This is a genomic window from Rothia kristinae NBRC 15354 (assembly GCF_001570865.1).
Lineage (GTDB): Bacteria > Actinomycetota > Actinomycetes > Actinomycetales > Micrococcaceae > Rothia > Rothia kristinae.
On record NZ_BCSM01000004.1, the window covers coordinates 142,527 to 158,476 of the forward strand.

14 protein-coding genes are annotated in these 15,950 nt (G+C 75.4%); 10 read left to right on the forward strand and 4 right to left on the reverse strand.

Annotated elements, in window-relative coordinates; all coding sequences use genetic code 11:
- Nucleotides 1-117: 117 nt before the first annotated feature.
- Nucleotides 118-1,296, forward strand: a complete 1,179-nt coding sequence (locus KKR01S_RS04085; protein ID WP_058731622.1) for a MarP family serine protease — start codon at nt 118-120, stop codon at nt 1,294-1,296.
- Here KKR01S_RS04085 and aroQ read toward each other — a convergent pair.
- Together aroQ and acs are read right to left on the reverse strand one after the other, a co-directional pair.
- The gene (gene aroQ, locus KKR01S_RS04090; RefSeq protein WP_061225347.1) at nt 1,293-1,733 is read right to left on the reverse strand and encodes a type II 3-dehydroquinate dehydratase; all 441 of its coding nucleotides are present in this window, start codon (nt 1,731-1,733) and stop codon (nt 1,293-1,295) included. The genes KKR01S_RS04085 and aroQ overlap by 4 nt on opposite strands.
- Nucleotides 1,734-1,791: 58 nt before the next feature.
- Nucleotides 1,792-3,729: an acetate--CoA ligase gene (gene acs, locus KKR01S_RS04095; RefSeq protein ID WP_242650429.1), complete on the reverse strand. Its 1,938-nt coding sequence runs from the start codon at nt 3,727-3,729 to the stop codon at nt 1,792-1,794.
- Between the two features lie 679 nt (nt 3,730-4,408).
- On the opposite strand from acs, the gene nth reads away from it, so the two are divergent.
- Both nth and KKR01S_RS04105 read left to right on the forward strand, forming a co-directional pair.
- Nucleotides 4,409-5,311, forward strand: a complete 903-nt coding sequence (gene nth / locus KKR01S_RS04100) for an endonuclease III (RefSeq protein WP_061225348.1) — start codon at nt 4,409-4,411, stop codon at nt 5,309-5,311.
- Nucleotides 5,304-6,098 (forward strand): NUDIX hydrolase, encoded by a 795-nt coding sequence (locus KKR01S_RS04105; protein ID WP_081101538.1) that lies wholly within the window; start codon nt 5,304-5,306, stop codon nt 6,096-6,098. Before nth ends, KKR01S_RS04105 begins: the two co-directional genes overlap by 8 nt.
- 64 nt (nt 6,099-6,162) lie before the next feature.
- Here the strand turns inward: KKR01S_RS04105 and KKR01S_RS04110 are convergent, their stop codons facing one another.
- Complete coding sequence (locus KKR01S_RS04110) at nt 6,163-8,016, reverse strand: bifunctional 3'-5' exonuclease/DNA polymerase (RefSeq protein ID WP_061225349.1); 1,854 nt, start codon at nt 8,014-8,016, stop codon at nt 6,163-6,165.
- A 135-nt stretch (nt 8,017-8,151) separates the two neighbouring features.
- On the opposite strand from KKR01S_RS04110, the gene KKR01S_RS04115 reads away from it, so the two are divergent.
- From KKR01S_RS04115 to KKR01S_RS04145, 7 genes are all read left to right on the forward strand, one after another.
- Entirely contained in the window at nt 8,152-9,441 is a 1,290-nt protein-coding gene (locus tag KKR01S_RS04115) for a CpaE-like family protein (protein WP_061225350.1), read from the forward strand.
- Nucleotides 9,441-10,592, forward strand: coding sequence for a TadA family conjugal transfer-associated ATPase (locus tag KKR01S_RS04120; protein WP_061225351.1), 1,152 nt, complete (start codon nt 9,441-9,443; stop codon nt 10,590-10,592). The genes KKR01S_RS04115 and KKR01S_RS04120 overlap by 1 nt, the downstream gene beginning before the upstream one ends.
- Nucleotides 10,589-11,350, forward strand: coding sequence for a type II secretion system F family protein (locus tag KKR01S_RS04125; protein ID WP_061225352.1), 762 nt, complete (start codon nt 10,589-10,591; stop codon nt 11,348-11,350). Before KKR01S_RS04120 ends, KKR01S_RS04125 begins: the two co-directional genes overlap by 4 nt.
- Nucleotides 11,347-11,973, forward strand: coding sequence for a type II secretion system F family protein (locus KKR01S_RS04130; RefSeq protein WP_131800581.1), 627 nt, complete (start codon nt 11,347-11,349; stop codon nt 11,971-11,973). The genes KKR01S_RS04125 and KKR01S_RS04130 overlap by 4 nt, the downstream gene beginning before the upstream one ends.
- Before the next feature lie 66 nt (nt 11,974-12,039).
- Nucleotides 12,040-12,411 carry a DUF4244 domain-containing protein gene (locus KKR01S_RS11125; RefSeq protein WP_081101539.1) on the forward strand — a complete coding sequence of 124 codons (372 nt, stop codon included), beginning with the start codon at nt 12,040-12,042 and terminating at the stop codon, nt 12,409-12,411.
- 3 nt (nt 12,412-12,414) lie between these two features.
- Entirely contained in the window at nt 12,415-12,843 is a 429-nt protein-coding gene (locus KKR01S_RS04140) for a TadE family type IV pilus minor pilin (protein ID WP_058731158.1), read from the forward strand.
- Nucleotides 12,840-13,340 (forward strand): Rv3654c family TadE-like protein, encoded by a 501-nt coding sequence (locus KKR01S_RS04145; RefSeq protein ID WP_081046177.1) that lies wholly within the window; start codon nt 12,840-12,842, stop codon nt 13,338-13,340. Before KKR01S_RS04140 ends, KKR01S_RS04145 begins: the two co-directional genes overlap by 4 nt.
- Here KKR01S_RS04145 and KKR01S_RS04150 read toward each other — a convergent pair.
- Complete coding sequence (locus tag KKR01S_RS04150; protein ID WP_244884094.1) at nt 13,283-15,898, reverse strand: DEAD/DEAH box helicase; 2,616 nt, start codon at nt 15,896-15,898, stop codon at nt 13,283-13,285. The genes KKR01S_RS04145 and KKR01S_RS04150 overlap by 58 nt on opposite strands.
- Nucleotides 15,899-15,950: the final 52 nt, after the last annotated feature.

Here is a 15,950-nt window from a genome sequence, read left to right on the forward strand (position 1 = left end):
TCGAGTTCCCAGAGCCCCGGCAGGTCCCTGCCAGCTCGTCCGCGTACCATGGCAGGGCTCTCCCGGGGGCGGCCCGCACCGGCGCCGCCGCGGGCCTCCTCCGAACGGAAGGGCACCATGCTCCTGAATCTCACCCTGCTGGACTGGATCCTCATCCTGGTGATGGTCCTGTACGCGATCGGCGGATATTCCCGAGGCTTCTTCCTCACGCTCGGCTCCGTCGTCGGGTTCGCCCTCGGCGCAGTCGCGGCCTTCTACCTCACGCCGCTCGTGGTGAGCATGGTCGGCGGCGGCTGGCGCATCCTCGTCGCTGTGCTCAGCGTCGTGGGGCTCATCGGCCTCGGGCAGGCCCTGGGACTGGCCCTCGGCCGGCCCCTGCGCCGGCTGAGCGACCGCACCGGCCTGGGGCTCCTCGAGCGGCTGGCCGGGGCCGTGCTGAACGTGGCGACGTGCGCCCTGGTGATCGTGGTGCTCAGCTTCTCCGTGGGCCAGCTCGGGGTGGCTTCCATCACCCGGGCGCTCGGGGATTCCCGGGTGGTCACCTCCCTGGAGGGGTTCACCCCGGATCCGGTGCGCGAGGGCATCGCCCGGGCCCGTGCCGCGGTGCTCGCCCAATCCGGGATCCCCGAGCTGTCCGAGCGGTTGTTCCCGGCCGAATCCGCCCCGACCCAGACTCTCGAGAACCCGGCGCTGGACACCGCGGCGGACTCGGTGGTGCGCGTCAGCGGCACCGCCGAGGCCTGCCTGCAGAACCAGACCGGCTCGGGCTTCGTCGTCGCTCCCGGGATGGTCGTGACCAACGCGCACGTCGTCGCCGGGGTGGAGGAGACCACGGTGGAGACCCGCACCGGCAGCGCCTACGCAGGCACGGTGGTGCACTACGACGCCGCCACGGACCTCGCGGTGATCTCCGCGCCGGACCTGCCGGCCGCCGCCCTGAGCACCGGCCCGGACGCCGCAGCGGGGGACCTCGTGGAGTTCATGGGCTACCCCCTGGGCGGGCCCTTCGCCTCCCGCACCGCCACCGTGCAGGGCCTGAGCGAGACCCGCACCCGCGACGCCGACGGGAACCGGGCCCCCGCCCGGCAGATCTACCAGCTGGCCGCGGACGTGCAGCAGGGCAACTCGGGCGGGCCGCTGCTGAACTCGGACGGGCAGGTGATCGGGGTGATCTTCGCCAAGGCCGAGCAGGGCGAGACCGGCTACGCCCTGTCCCTGGCGGAGCTGCGCCCCGTCCTGGATGCCCTGGGCACCATGTCCGCACCGGTGGGCACCGGCACCTGCCACGCCGGCTAGCGGTCCAGGTGCTGGGCGAACCAGTCCACGGCCATCACGTAGCCGCACGCGCCGGCCCCGGCCAGCACGACGTCGGCCTGCGGGGAGACGAAGCTGCGGTGGCGGAAGGACTCGCGCCGGTGCACGTTGGACAGGTGCACCTCCGTCACCGGCAGCTCCGCTGCCTCCAGGGCGTCGTGGATCGCCACGCTGGTGTGCGTGTACGCCGCGGCGTTGAGCAGGATCCCGCAGGCCTCGGAGCGGGCCTCCTGGATCCAGTCCACCAGCGTCCCCTCCCCGTTGGTCTGCCGGAAGACCACCTCCAGACCGCAGGCCCCGGCCCGCTCGCGGACCATGGCCTCGATGTCCGCGAGCGTGGTGGTGCCGTAGACCTCCGGGTTGCGGGTGCCCAGCAGGTTCAGGTTCGGTCCGTTCAGGACGTACAGGGGCTTGCTCATGGGCTCCATTGTCCTCTTCCGACGGCTCCCGAGGGGGCAGGGTGGCTCAGGGGGCCGCTCAGGAGCGCAGGGACCGGGTGATCTGGTCCATGACCGTGGAATCCGCCAGGGTCGAGGTGTCCCCCACGGGGCGATCCTCGGCCACGTCCTTGAGCAGCCGGCGCATGATCTTGCCGGAGCGGGTCTTGGGCAGCTCCGGGACGATGAGCACCTTCTTCGGCTTGGCGATCGGGGAGATCGCCTCGCCCACGTGGGCCCGGATCTGGGCGGCCAGCTCCTCCCGGTCCCCGTCCTGCTCGGCGGCGGCGTCGGAGAGGATCACGAAGGCGATCACGGCCTGCCCGGTCGTCTCATCCGCGGCCCCCACGACCGCGGACTCCGCGACCGCCGGGTGCGAGACCAGCGCGGATTCGATCTCCGGGGTGGACAGCCGGTGCCCGGAGACGTTCATGACGTCGTCCACCCGGCCCAGCACCCAGATGTCCCCGTCCTCGTCCCGGCGCGCGCCGTCCCCGGCGAAGTAGGTCCGCTCCCCGAACCGGGACCAGTACGTGTCCTGGAAGCGCTGGTCATCGCCCCACAGGGTGCGCAGCATCGAGGGCCACGGGTGGGTCAGAGCCAGCAGGCCGGACTCCCCGGCGCCGAGGGGCTGGCCGAAGTCGTCGACCACCTCGGCGCTGATGCCCGGCAGCGCGCGCTGGGCCGAGCCCGGCTTGGCCGCGGTGACCCCGGGCAGCTGGGAGATCATGATGGCGCCGGTCTCGGTCTGCCACCAGGTGTCCACGATCGGGCAGCGACCGTGGCCGATGACCCGGTGGAACCAGGTCCAGGCCTCCGGGTTGATGGCCTCGCCCACCGTGCCCAGCAGGCGCAGGGACTCCAGGGAGTACTCCCCGGGGATCTGCTCGCCCCACTTCATCATGGTGCGGATCGCGGTGGGGGAGGTGTAGAGGATGCTCACCCCGTACTTGTCCACGATCTCCCAGAAGCGCCCGCGGTGCGGGGAGTCCGGGGTGCCCTCGTAGATGACCTGGCTGGTGCCGTTGAGCAGGGGGCCGTAGACGATGTACGTGTGCCCGGTGACCCACCCGACGTCGGCGGTGCACCAGTACACGTCCGTCTCCGGCTTGATGTCGAAGACCATCCGGTGGGTGTAGGCCGCCTGGGTGAGGTAGCCGCCGGTGGTGTGCAGGATGCCCTTGGGCTTCCCGGTGGTGCCCGAGGTGTAGAGGATGAACAGCGGATCCTCGGCCCCGTGCGGCTGCGGGGTGTGTTCGGCGGAGGCCCGGTCCACGACGTCGTGCCACCACACGTCGCGCTGCTCGGTCCACTCGATCTCCTCCCCGTTGCGCCGGACCACCAGCACGTGCTCCACCGACGGGGCGCCCTTGGCCAGCGCCGCGTCCACGGTGGGCTTGAGGCGGGTGGGCTTGCCGCGGCGGTAGGACCCGTCCGCGGTGACCACCAGCTTGGCCTCGCCGTCGTTGACCCGGGAGTGGATCGCATCCGCGGAGAAGCCGCCGAAGATCACCGAGTGGATCGCGCCCAGGCGCGCGCAGGCGAGCATCGTGATCACAGCCTGCGGGATCATCGGCAGGTACACCGCCACGCGGTCCCCGTGGCCGACGCCGAGCTCGGCGAAGGCGTTGGCGGCACGGCAGACCTCATCCTTCAGCCGGGCGTAGGTGTACTCCTCGGTGTCCCCGGGCTCGCCCTCGAAGTACAGGGCGACCCGGTCCCCGTGCCCGGCCTCCACGTGGCGGTCCACGGCGTTGTAGGCGGCGTTCAGGCGCCCGTCCTGGAACCACTTGGCGAAGGGCGGGGTGGACCAATCCAGGGTCTCGGTGAACTCGGTGTCCCAGTGCAGCAGGGTGCGGGCCTGCTCAGCCCAGAACTCATCGCCTCGGCGCTGCGCCTCGTCGTACAGCTCGGCGGTGGCGTTGGCCTGGGCGGCGAACTCCTCGGACGGGGGGAAGACCTGTGCGTTCTCGCTCAACGGGATGCTCCTTCGGATCGTGTGAACTGCCTCCCACTGTAGCGGAGCGCTCGTGATCCCGCTCACCTGTGGATGGTGGCGGGGCCAGAACGTGCGGTGCGTGCGGGCCGCGAGCCCGTGCGCCGGGAAAGCGGAGCGGCCCCGGACGCCGCGGACCCCGCCCTGCCGGTGCGGCAGGGCGGGGCCCGGGGTGCTCAGGGTCGGTCCTGGGGGTGCTTCACCCGCCGAAGATGGCGCGGGCCAGCTTCTCCAGCCAGGGCAGCACGTCCTGGGCGATGGCGATGGCGGCCTGGATGATGGCGGCGACGTCCACGGTTATGGGATCTCCTTCTCGGATGGGGTGGGGGAGGGGGTGGGTCAGCCGAAGACGCCGGCGGCCTGCAGGATCTTGATGATCTGGGAGGCGATGTCCAGAGCGGACTTGAGCAGATCGGTCAGGACGGACCAGTCGAAGGCGGCCATGGGGTTCCTTTCGAGGAGAAGGCGTCGAACCTGCGCGAGGCGAGGCACTCGCGAGGCAGTGCTACCCGTCACGGTGCGGCATCGGCACCACAGTATTGAGAACCCATCGCAATGACAAGAGGTGTCTGGGAAGTGCATCGGCGGTTCGCCGAGGAGGGCCTGCGCCGGGGCGCGTGCCCCGCCGCCGCGGGGCTGAGAACGGGTACCCTCGGAGATCATGAGCCCCACCGGATCCGCCCCGCAGACCCCGCCCACCTCGGTCGACGCGCCCGGACCGGCCATCCGCCGCGTCCCGGAGGACAAGGCCCGCGCCGGGGCGGCCGGGCGGCGTCGTCGGGGGCAGGAGGAGACGCACACGGGGCGGGTGCGCCGGGCCCGGCGCATCAACCGCATCCTCGCCGAGACCTACCCCTACGCCGTCGCGGAGCTGGACTTCGACTCCCCGTTCCAGCTGCTGGTGGCCACCGTGCTCTCCGCGCAGACCACGGATGTGAAGGTCAACGCCGTCACCCCCGGGCTGTTCGCCGCCTACCCCACTCCGCAGGATCTCGCGCAGGCCCCGCACGAGGCGGTCGAGGAGATCGTGCGCCCCCTGGGCTTCTACCGGGCCAAGACCCGCTCGATCATCGCGCTGGCCGACCGGCTCGTGGATGAGCACGACGGCGAGGTCCCCGACACCCTCGAGGGGCTCACGGCCCTGCCGGGGGTGGGGCGCAAGACCGCGTTCGTGGTGCTGGGCAACGCCTTCGGCCGCCCCGGGCTCACCGTGGACACGCACTTCGGGCGCCTGGCCCGCCGCTTTGGCTTCACCGAGCAGGAGGATCCGGTGAAGGTGGAGCACGACGTCGCCGCGCTGTTCCCGCCGAAGGACTGGACCATGCTCTCCCACCGGCTGATCTACCACGGACGCCGCATCTGCCACGCTCGACGCCCGGCCTGCGGGGTGTGCCCGGTCGCGGACCTGTGTCCCTCCTACGGCGCGGGGGAGACTGACCCGGAAGCCGCCGCCCGGCTGCTTAAGTACGAGTTCGCCCCCGGCCGGGAGCAGCTGCACCGGCGGTTCCTGGAGGGTGCGACTCGTCGGCAGCTGCGCGTCGAGGGGTACGGTCTCGGTGCCTGAGCGCGATGCCTCGCCGGCCTCGACCGCGCCGTCCGGCGGGCTGGGCACCGCGGCGGCGCGGGCCGTCCTGGCCCGGGAGGCCCGGACGGAGCTGGCCGCCCTGGGCGCGCGGGGCCAGCGGCTGCAGCTGGTGGACCGCGAGCCCTGGCGGCTGGGGAACCTGCCCGCCGGCAGGGCCCGGGAGGCCTCCGTGCTGATGCTCTTCGGCTCCCGCGACGGCGCCGGCATCGGCGTCAGCGACGGCGCCCGCGCGGCGGCACCTGTGGCGGAGACGGACGTGCTGATCCTCGTGCGCGCCGCGACGCTGCGCCAGCACGCCGGGCAGCCCGCCTTCCCCGGCGGCCGGGTGGACCCCGAGGACCGGGCCGCGCAGGATCCGGCCGTGGAGGCCGCGCTGCGCGAGGCCGTGGAGGAGACCGGGGTGGACCGGGCCGGCATCGACGTCCTGGGGCGCCTGGCCCCCGTGCCCCTGCCCGTCAGCGGCCACCTCGTGACCCCGGTGCTCGGCTGGTGGCGTGAGCCGTCCCTGGTGCAGGTGGTGGACGACGCCGAGTCCTCGCTGGTCGTGCGGGTGCCCGTCCGGGACCTGCTGGACCCCTCCCATCGGCACCTGGCCACGGTGACCCGCGGGCCCGCGACCCATCACACGCCCGCCTTCACGGTGCCCGTCGGCGCGGAATCCGTGACGATCTGGGGATTCACCGGCATCCTCCTGGATCGGCTGCTGCATCGGCTGGGCTGGGAGCTGCCATGGGACGCCACCCGCAGGATCCCCGCCCCGCGGTGAGTCCCGTCGGCGCGGCGTCGGCCGCTGCCGGCGGGGCGCCGTCGGGACGGGGATGCCGCCCGGCTCACTTCGCCTCGGCGTAGGAGCTCACCTGGGCCACGGTCAGCGGGAACTCCACCGGGGCCTGCCCGAACAGCAGCCGCCCGGCGGCGGCCGCCGCCTCCCGGACGATAGCCCGCACCGCCGGGGCCTCCTCGGCGGGACCGTGCAGCACCACCTCGTCGTGGACGAAGAACACCAGGCGCGTGCGCAGCGGGCCCGGGGCATCGTCGGCCCCGGCGCCGTCGGGCCCGGCTGGGTCCCCCGTTCCCGCGCCGCGCAGGCGCCGCCGGATCTCGCCCATCCAGCACATCGCCCACTCCGCGGCCGTGCCCTGCACGATGAAGTTGCGGGTGAACCGGCCCTGCGCCCGACGCAGCCGCACCGAACGGGCCTCCGCGGCGGCCGTGGAGACGTCCGCGACGGCCGCGGACCAGTCCGCATCCGGCAGCGGCGAGGTGCGCCCCAGCCAGGTGCGCACCTGCCCGCCGCGCTCCCCGACCGACGCCGCCTGCTCCACCAGGCCGATCGCCTCGGGGAACATCCGCCGCAGGTGCGGCACCAGGGCCCCGGCCTCCCCGGTGCTCGCCCCGTACATCGCGCCCAGCAGCGTGACCTTCGCGGCCTTGCGCTCGGTCAGCGCCGAGCCGGTGCGCTCCCCGAGCCGTGCGATCCCCTCGTACAGGTCCCGGCCCTGCCCGGCCACGGCCAGGGCCCGGTCCTGGGCCATCGCGGCCAGGATGCGCGGCTCCACCTGGGAGGCATCGGCCACCGTGAGCACCCACCCGGGGTCGGCCCGGACGGCTTCGCGCACCGCGTGCGGGATCTGCAGGGCCCCGCCCCCGTGCGCGGCCCACCGGCCCGTGATCACCCCGCCCACCACGTAGCGGGCGTGGAAGCGGCCGTCGCGCGCCCATTCGTCCAGCCAGTGCCACCCGTTGGCCGTCCACAGCCGGTACAGCCCCTTGTACTCCAGGACCGGGGCGATCATCTCCCGACGGCGCGGGGCCCGGGTGCCGCCGTGCTCGGCCCACTCGAGCAGGGCGTGTTTGCGGGTGGAATCCACCGTGATGCCCACCGACTGCATGGCGCGCAGCAGCTCCTGCGGGGAATCCGGATTGACCTGGGGCAGGCCCCACTGCTCGGCGATCCGCTCGGCCAGGGCCTGCATCTTCTGCGGCCGCTGCCCCTCCGGCGGACGCGGGCCCAGCAGGTCTTCCAGCAGCGCCTCGTGCACCGCACGGTCCCATGGCAGGCCCTCGCGTTCGATCTCCTGGGCGATCAGCCCGCCCTGGGACTCCGCGGCCAGCAGCAGCCGCAGCCGGGACGCGGCCGGGGAGGCGCGCACCGCCGCCTCCTGAGCGCGGAACTCCGCCGCCAGGACCGCAGCATCCGGGCGGGCCGGGCCCCGCGCGGCGGCCGGGGCATCGAACAGGGAGGTCTGCGCGGGATCCGCCCGCGGTGTGGGAAGGCGGCCCGGCGGCCGCTCCTGCTGCTGCGGGTCCAGCGGCACCGTCGGGGTGTAGTCCAGCGTCCCGTCCGGGAAGGAGGCGACTCCGGTGAGGATGCGCTGGCACAGGGTCAGATCCCAGCAGCGATCCGGTGAGACCCCGGAGGCCAGCAGCTGCGGCATCACCTCCCGGCACGAGGGCAGCACCCACCGGATCCGGGCCGCTTCCTCGGCGGGCAGGGACCGCAGCGTCGCCCCCACGGCCTCGCCCAGCTGCTCCCACGGCACCTCACGGAAGCGCCGCGGCACCGGCGATGCCCCGTCGGCCGGGTCATCCGGGGCCTCGGGCCGCACGAGCCGCCAGGCGTCGCGAGCGTGGCCTGCGGCGGCGTCGTCCGCGGCGGGGGCCGGGCCCAGGAGGATGTGCATGGACCCATCATCCCAGGCGGGCGGGCATCCACAGGGGCGCATGCCACCGCGGATTCCCGGGCGTCCTCCACAGTCGGCCCGCAGGACCGGGGCCGGGCCGGCGGGCCGGTGCGGCGCGCGGGGCAGGGTGGGCCCATGAGAACCACCGCGGCCAGCCCACTGAGCATCCCGGACCGGGCCCGACCCCTGCGCCCCGCGCCCGCCCCCGACGGCGAGGCCGAGCGGCTGATCGCCGACCGCCTCGGCGCCGAACCGGCCCACCGGGCCCCGGAGAGCGGACGCGGCGTGCTGGTCTGGGGCAGCTCCCCCGGGTTCCTCGGCATCGCCGAGGATGTCGCCCGGGCCGCCCGGATGTCCCTGCGCACCGCCGATGCCGAACACCCGCCACTGTGCGGCCCTGAGGACGTGCTGCTGGTGCAGGCCGACGACGTCCCCGGCCTGCACCAGCTGCTGATCGGCCCGGCGGCCCCGCCGGAGCCGCGCCGGCCCGCGGTGATCGCCGGGATCAGCGGGGGCGCGGACCCGTGGGCGGCGGCCCACCGGATCGGCGCGGTGTGGCGCCAGCCCGACGTCGTGCTGCTGCCTCAGGGCCGGGCCTGGCTGGCCGACCACCTGGCTCAGGAGGGGGCCGCAGAGCCCGGGCACCCGCGGATCGGGGTGCTCGGGGCCAGCGGCGGCATCGGGGCCTCCGCCCTGTCCCTGTGGCTGGCCGACCGGCTGCGGGAGGACGGACGCGAACCCGTGGTGGTGGACGCCGTCGCGGCGAGCATCGGCCTGGACTCGTGCCTGAGCGCCCGCAGCCTGGACGGTCTGCGCTGGCAGCAGCTCGAGGCCCTGCCGCGGCGCCCGGAGCCGGCCCGGCTGCTGGCCTCCCTTCCTGCTCCGCAGGGCATCCCGGTGCTCACCGCGGACCCCGCGCACCCCGGGTTCGGCACCCGGCCCGATGCCGGGCGGTGGAGCGTCGTGGACGCGCTGGGCACGGTGGCCCTGCCCGTGATCGACCTCGGCTCGGCCGCGGCCATGGTCCCGCCGGGCGGCCTGGAGACCCAGTGGGTCTCCCGCTGCAGCGTCCTGGTCCTGCTCGTGCCCTTCACGCTGCGGGGGATCTGCCAGGCCCAGTCGGCGATGCGCCGGTGGGCCCCGGTGCTGCCCATCGTGCCGGTGGGGGCCGGCCCGCGGGTCTGCGACGTCTCCGATGCGGAGGTCGCCGAGATCCTCGGCGCCCCGCTGGCCGCGGCGCTGCCCCACGTGCCGGCCGTGTACGCCGCCTACGATGACGGCGCCCTCCTGGAGGTCTCCCGACGACGCGGCCTGCGCCGCCCCGTGGCCGCGGTGGCCGACGCCGCCCTGGCCGCCGCCGAGGCCCCCGGCGGGTCCGAAGCCGGGCCCGGACTGGCCCGGCGCTCCCTCGAGGTGGGTGTGTGATGCGCGGGGTGGGCAGCGCGAGCGGGCGCCTGGCCCGCTGGGAGGCCGAGCGGGCGGAGCTGCGGGGCCTGGGCATCCTGCAGCCTCTCCTGGACGAGCCGGGCTTGACCGACATCTACGTCAACGCCCCCGGGGAGATCTGGACCGACGGCGCCCAGGGACCGCGGCGTCGGGACCTCGCCTTCCCCGATGACGACGCCGTCCGGGAGCTCGCGGTGCGGCTGATCACCCTGGCGGGGCGCCGGCTGGACACCAGCCACCCCTGCGCGGATGTGCAGACCGCGGCCGGGTACCGGGTGCACGCGGTGCTGCCCCCGGTGGCCCCGGAGCACCCGCTGCTGTCCATCCGGCTGCAGCCGGAGCACCGCCCGGACTTCGCGCAGCTGTGCGCCTCCGGGCTGTGCGAGGAGACCACGGCGCGGCTGCTGCGCCGGATCGTGGCCGCGCGGATCTCCTTCCTGATCTCCGGGTCCACCGGCTCGGGCAAGACCACCCTGCTCAACGCCCTGCTGGGGCTGTGCCCGGCCCGGGAGCGGCTCGTGCTGATCGAGGATTCCGCGGAGCTGCGCCCCGAGCACCCGCACGTCGTCTCCCTGCAGACCCGCCAGCCCAACGCGGAGGGCACCGGCGGGATCGGGCTGACCGCCCTGATCAGGGAGGCCCTGCGCATGGGTCCGGATCGGCTGGTCCTGGGGGAGTGCCGCGGGGAGGAGCTGAAGGATCTGCTGCTGGCGCTGAACACCGGCCACGAAGGCGGGGGAGGGACCCTGCACGCCAATTCGGCGCAGGCCGTGCCCTCCCGGCTGCTGGCCCTGGGTGCCCTGGCCGGGTTGGCGCCGGAGGCCGTGCGCCGGCAGGTGCTCACCGGGCTCGGGGCCGTGATCCACCTGGACCGGGGACCCCGCGGGCGCCGGGTCCGGGAGATCGGGGTCTTCCGGGACGATCGCCTGCCCGGCGCGCTTCCCGGCCCGGACGACGTCGGGCGCGCCCCGGCGGCTGGCGGCGCGTCCGGCGCGGCGGGCGGCGAGGGCCTGTCCGTGTGCCCGGCGTGGATCTGCCCGGAGAACGACGCCGCCCACCCGGGCCCGGGCCTGCCCGCGCTGTGTCGGCTGCTGGGGCTCGGGGAGACACCGGGGGAGGAGTGGACATGAGCGCGACCCTGCTGCTGATCACCGGGAGCCTCCTGCTGCTGCTCGGGCCCCGCGTCGGGAGGTCCCGACCGCTGCCCGTGGACTCATCCCGCCAGACGGGCCCGGCCCCGTGGGACGAACTGCTGGGCAGGATGCGCGCGGTGGGCGGCTCCCGGCGGGCCGTGGCGCAGCGGATCGATCTGGAACGGTGGCCGGCGCTGATCCAGCAGATGGCGGCCCTGCTGCGGGCGGGCATCGAACCGGCCGCCGTCTGGGCCGCGCTGCGCGAGCAGGGCCGCGGCGAGGCACGGGAGGAGGCGGGTGCGGTCGGGCGGGACATCGACGAGCTGATCCGCTGCGCCCACGAGGGGGCCCTGCTCGGCGCGGACCCGGCCCGCAGCCTGCGCACGGCCCGGCTGCACCACCCCCGATCCCGGGCGGTACGCGATGCGCTGGCGGCCGCCTGGGCGGTCTCCGGGCGCACCGGGGCCCCGCTGGCCGGGGTGCTGGAGGGCCTGGCCCGGGCCGTGGAGGACGAGCTGGATGCCCTGGCCGCCCGGGACACCGCCCTGGCCGGCCCCAAGGCCACCGCCCGCATCCTGTCCACCCTGCCGCTGCTGGGCCTCGGGCTGGGGATGGTCATGGGCACGGACCCGCTCGGGGTGCTGCTCGGGATGGTCTGGGGACATCTGGCCTTAGCCCTCGGGCTCGGACTCTCCGCCGCGGGACTGCTCTGGACGCGTCGGCTGGTCCGAGGCGCCGAGGAGGCCGCGCCATGACTGGTTTCGCGATGATCCTCGGCGCGGTCCTGGCGTTGTGGGGGCGCCATCCGCTGCGGCGGGCGGGTTCCGCCGTCGCCCGGGAGCCCTCCCGTGCGGCGGGCATTCCGGCGGCCATCCGGCTGGAGCTGATCGGGGCGATGCTCGACGCCGGGCTGTCCGTGACCCGGGCGGTCTCGGTCCTGGCCGAGGTGGAGCGCGCGACGTCGCTGCGGCGGGTCGCGGCCCTGCTGGAGGCCGGCCTCGACTGGGACCGGGCCTGGGCGGGTGCCGCGGACCAGGGGGCGCAGAGCCAGCGGGCGCGGGGGCAGAGCCTGCGGGGCCAGAGCTTGCGAGGCCAGAGCCCACTGGGACAGAGGAAGCGCCGCGCGGGGGAGCAGGCGCAGGAGCTGCGGACCCTGCGCGAGGCCCTGGACATCGCGGTGCGCACCGGGGCCCCGGCGGCCGCGCTGCTGCGGGCGCAGGCCGGGCGGATCCGGAACCGACGCCACCGCGACGCCCAGCAGCAGGCCGCGGCCCTGGGGGTCCGGCTGATGCTGCCCCTGGGGTTGTGCTCCCTGCCCGCCTTCGTCTGCCTGGGCGTGATCCCGGTGCTCATCGGCCTGGTCCCCGCCCTGTGGTGACCCCAAGAACCCCCGGTCGGCGGCTGCCGCCGGGTGATCCAGAAGAGAACGAGGAGAGGACGCATCATGCGACGCGAACCGAACACCCCCGCCGCGGACCCCACCTGGGCCGCGGACCCCGCCCCGGCGCAGCCCGAGACCGCGCACCCCGCGGCCACCGAGGCGGCGCCCGTCCCGGAGGTCGCGGGTCCCGGAGCAGACCCCCGGGCCGTCGAGGCCCGGGCCGTCCAGGACCCGCTGACGCTCACCGGTGACGTGGTCCGCCACCCCGGCCGGGCCGGGGCCGATGACCCGGAGCTGGGCGCGACGACCGCCGAGTACGGCATCGTCATGCTCGCCGCCGTCGGCTTCGCCGGTCTGCTCGTGGTCATCCTCAAGTCCGGCGAGGTGAAGGAGCTGCTCATGGGCATCATCCGCACCGCGCTGTCCACGGGCTGAGCCATGGGACACCGCAACGGCCCGGGGCCGGTGCACACCGGTCCCGGGCCCGCGCACCCGACCGAGATCGAGCGGGGCAGCGCGACCGCGGAGTTCGCCGTCGTCCTGCCGTGCATCGTGCTGCTGCTGGCCGTGGTGCTCGGGGCCGGGGCCTGCGCCGCGACGTCGGTGCGGGCCGAGGAGGCCGCGCGGCTGGCGGCCCGCTCCCTAGCCCGCGGGGATCCCCCGGCCGAGGCGCAGCGCACGGCCCGCGAGATCATCGGGGCCGAGGCCCGCATCGGCGTGGCCACCACTGGGGACAGCGCGACGGTCTCCGTGCGCACCCGGGCCCCGGGGATCATCGGGGCGTGGGGCGGGCTGGAGATCACCGCCGAGGCCACGACCCGGGTGGACAGCGCCCGGGCCGATGCCGCACGGGAGGCCCAGCCATGACCGGCCGGACCCCGCCGCACCGAATCCCTCGCCCGCGCCGAGCGCCCGGGCCGCGCCGGTGGGCTGCGCCGGAGCTTCTCCGATCGGGACGGGAGCGCGGGCCGACGGCGCCGGAGCCGGCCGGGGAGCGCGGGGCCTCCACCGTCGCGATGGTCGGGATCATCGCCGTGATCGGGGTGCTGCTGGCCGCGGTGTGCCTGCTGGGGCACGTGGCCCTGTGCACCCATCGGGCGGCCACGGCCGCGGATCTGGCCGCCCTGGCGGCCGCGGACACCGCCCGGGGGCTGCGCCCCGGGGTGGCCTGCGACGAGGCCGCGCGCACCGCCCGGGAGAACCGGGCCCGCCTGGTCTCCTGCGCACCCGCTCCGGAGGACCCGGAGATCATGGACGTGCGGGTCGCCGTGGATCTGGCCGTGGGGGCGCGGCTGCTGGGACCGGCCTACGGCGTGGCCCGGGCCGGTCCGCCGCCCTCGGGGTCCGCGGGATCAGGCTCGTGATCCGGGTCGGCGGCGGATCCGGGCTCGGCGTCCTCATCGGCGGTCTGCAGCATCCCCCGCAGCAGGGCCACAGCGCCTGCCTTGCTCAGCGGGTGGTTCCGGTTGCCGCACTTGGGGGACTGCACGCAGGACGGGCACCCGGTCTCGCACTCGCAGGCCAGGATCGCCTCCAGGGTCGCGCTCAGCCACGCGCGGGCGACGTCGAAGCCGTGCTCGGCGAAGCCCGCCCCGCCGGGGTATCCGTCGTAGACGAAAATCGTCGGCAGCTCCGTGTCCGCGTGCAGCGCGGTGGACAGCCCGCCGATGTCCCACCGATCGCAGGAGGCCACCAGCGGCAGCAGGCCGATCGCGGCGTGCTCGGCGGCGTGCAGGGCCCCGGGGAACTCCGGCTCCGCCACGCCCTGCCCCGCCATCACCGGTCCGGGCACGGTCCACCACACGGCCCGGGTCAGAAGCTCCTGCGGCGCCAGCTCCAGGGGCTGCTCGTCGATGACCTCGTTGGTGGCCACGGCCCGATGCTGGAAGGAGACCACCTGGGTGCGCACCCGCACCGTGCCCGAATGCACCCGCACCGGCCCCCAGTCCCGGGTCCGCTCGGTCTCCAGCACCGAGACCTCCGTGATGTCCCGCGCCTGGGTCCAGAAATCCGGGTGCGCCCGGGTCACCAGCACGGCCCCGCCCGCCTCATCCAGCTCCTCCACGTGCCAGGTGCGGCCCTGGTGCACGTAGATCGCCCCGGGGTGGGCCTGCCGGTGCGCCTGGGCGTCGTCCATCGTGCCGATGATCCCGCCGGTCTGCGCGTCGATGATCTGCAGGCGCCGCCCGGCCCCGCGCAGGTCGATCGCGGCGGCCGCGGACTCCGGGTGGGTCCAGAACCAGCCCGTCGGGCGCCGCCGCAGGTAGCCGTCGCGCACCAGCCCGTCCAGCAGGGCCTCGGCCCGCGGGCCGAACAGGTCCAGCTCCTCGGGGCGGATCGGGCGCTCCGCGGCGGCCGCGCACAGGTGCGGGGCCAGCACGTACGGGTTGTGCGGGTCGAACACGGTGGTCTCCACCGCGACGTCGAAGACGTCCCGCGGGTGGTGCACCAGGTAGGTGTCCAGCGGGTCGTCCCCGGCGACCAGCACCGCCAGGGACTCCTGCCCGGCCCGGCCGGCCCGCCCGATCTGCTGCTGGAAGGAGGCGCGGGTCCCGGGCCAGCCGGCCACCAGCACCGCGTCCAGCCCGGCGACGTCGATGCCCAGCTCCAGGGCCGGGGTGGAGGCCACCCCGAGCATCTCCCCGGAGCGCACCTGCCGCTCCAGCTCCCGCCGCTCCTCCGGCAGGTACCCGGAGCGGTAGGCGCACACCCGGTGGGCCACCGCCGGATCCAGCTCGCCCAGGCTCTCCTGGGCGATCCGGGCGAGGGTCTCCGCGCCGCGCCGGGAGCGGATGAACGCGATGGTCCGCACCCGCTCGGCCACCAGCTCGGTGAGCAGCTGGGCCGCTTCGGTCAGGGCCGAGCGACGCCGCGGCACCCCGTTCTCCCCGGGCCCGGGGCGCCCCTGCCCCGGCCCGATCCCGGGCACCGGCGGGGCGGTGTCGGCGGAAGAGGACGGGATCGACCCACCGGTGCCGGACGGGCGGTGCCCGGCGGCCAGACCGTCCGCGACCTCCTCCTCCAGCAGCGGCTCCCACAGCAGCACCGTGACCGCCCCGTGCGGGGAGGCGTCCGCGGTGACGGCGGTGACCTGTTCCGGCTCCGCCCCGAGCAGCCGGGCGAAGGACTCCCGGGGTCGGGCCGAGGTGGCCGAAGCGCCGATCACGGTGGGCGCGGCCCCGTGCAGGGCGGCCACCCGGCGCAGCCGGCGCAGCACCATCGCCACGTGCGCCCCGAACACGCCCCAGTACCCGTGCGCCTCGTCCACCACCACGTAGGTCAGCCGGCGCAGGAACCGCCCCCACCGCTCGTGGTTCGGCAGGATCCCTGCGTGCAGCATGTCCGGGTTGCACAGGATGACGTTCGCGTAGTCCCGGATCCACCGCCGGTCCTCGGTCGGGGTGTCCCCGTCGTAGGTCGCCGCGCGCACCGCGGACAGGCCCAGCGCTCGCAGCGAGGTCAGCTGATCCGCGGCCAGGGCCTTGGTGGGGGACAGGTACAGCACCGTCGCCGGCTCCGCCGCCCCGCCCTCCTCGGGTCCGACCTCCCCGCGCAGCACCGCATCCAGGGCGGGCAGCTGGTAGGCCAGGGACTTGCCGGAGGCGGTGCCGGTGGCCAGGATCAGGTGCTCGCTGCCGCGCGGGGAGACCATCCTTCCTGCCCGGCGCGCCTGCCGGGCCCGGGCGCGGGCCGTGCGCTGGAAGGCGTGGGCGGCGTCGGCGGCCAGCGCCTGGTGGCGGTAGGGGTGGGGCACGCCCAGCCCGCGGAAGGCATCGATGACCGCCGGATGGGCCCAGTCCGGCCAGTCGGCGACGACGGCCTCGCGCTCGGGCAGCACGCGCACGTGCGTGATCTCCGGGGGCTGGCTGCCGCGGTGTAGGGCGCGCAGCAGCGGGTTCTCGGCGGGGACGGGGGCGGGCACCCGTCCATTGTGCACCGCGGGCGCGGGACGGGCGCCCGGGCCCCGGTGCGGC

Bases quoted from the DNA above. Each gene is read 5' to 3' on its own strand.
- nth (WP_061225348.1), top strand. From the start codon at position 4,409: ATGAGCCCCACCGGATCCGCCCCGCAGACCCCGCCCACCTCGGTCGAC.
- KKR01S_RS04130 (WP_131800581.1), top strand. From the start codon at position 11,347: ATGACTGGTTTCGCGATGATCCTCGGCGCGGTCCTGGCGTTGTGGGGG.
- KKR01S_RS11125 (WP_081101539.1), top strand. From the start codon at position 12,040: ATGCGACGCGAACCGAACACCCCCGCCGCGGACCCCACCTGGGCCGCG.
- KKR01S_RS04115 (WP_061225350.1), top strand. From the start codon at position 8,152: ATGAGAACCACCGCGGCCAGCCCACTGAGCATCCCGGACCGGGCCCGA.
- KKR01S_RS04145 (WP_081046177.1), top strand. From the start codon at position 12,840: ATGACCGGCCGGACCCCGCCGCACCGAATCCCTCGCCCGCGCCGAGCG.
- KKR01S_RS04110 (WP_061225349.1), bottom strand. From the start codon at position 8,016: ATGCACATCCTCCTGGGCCCGGCCCCCGCCGCGGACGACGCCGCCGCA.
- KKR01S_RS04085 (WP_058731622.1), top strand. From the start codon at position 118: ATGCTCCTGAATCTCACCCTGCTGGACTGGATCCTCATCCTGGTGATG.
- aroQ (WP_061225347.1), bottom strand. From the start codon at position 1,733: ATGAGCAAGCCCCTGTACGTCCTGAACGGACCGAACCTGAACCTGCTG.
- KKR01S_RS04140 (WP_058731158.1), top strand. From the start codon at position 12,415: ATGGGACACCGCAACGGCCCGGGGCCGGTGCACACCGGTCCCGGGCCC.
- KKR01S_RS04125 (WP_061225352.1), top strand. From the start codon at position 10,589: ATGAGCGCGACCCTGCTGCTGATCACCGGGAGCCTCCTGCTGCTGCTC.
- KKR01S_RS04120 (WP_061225351.1), top strand. From the start codon at position 9,441: ATGCGCGGGGTGGGCAGCGCGAGCGGGCGCCTGGCCCGCTGGGAGGCC.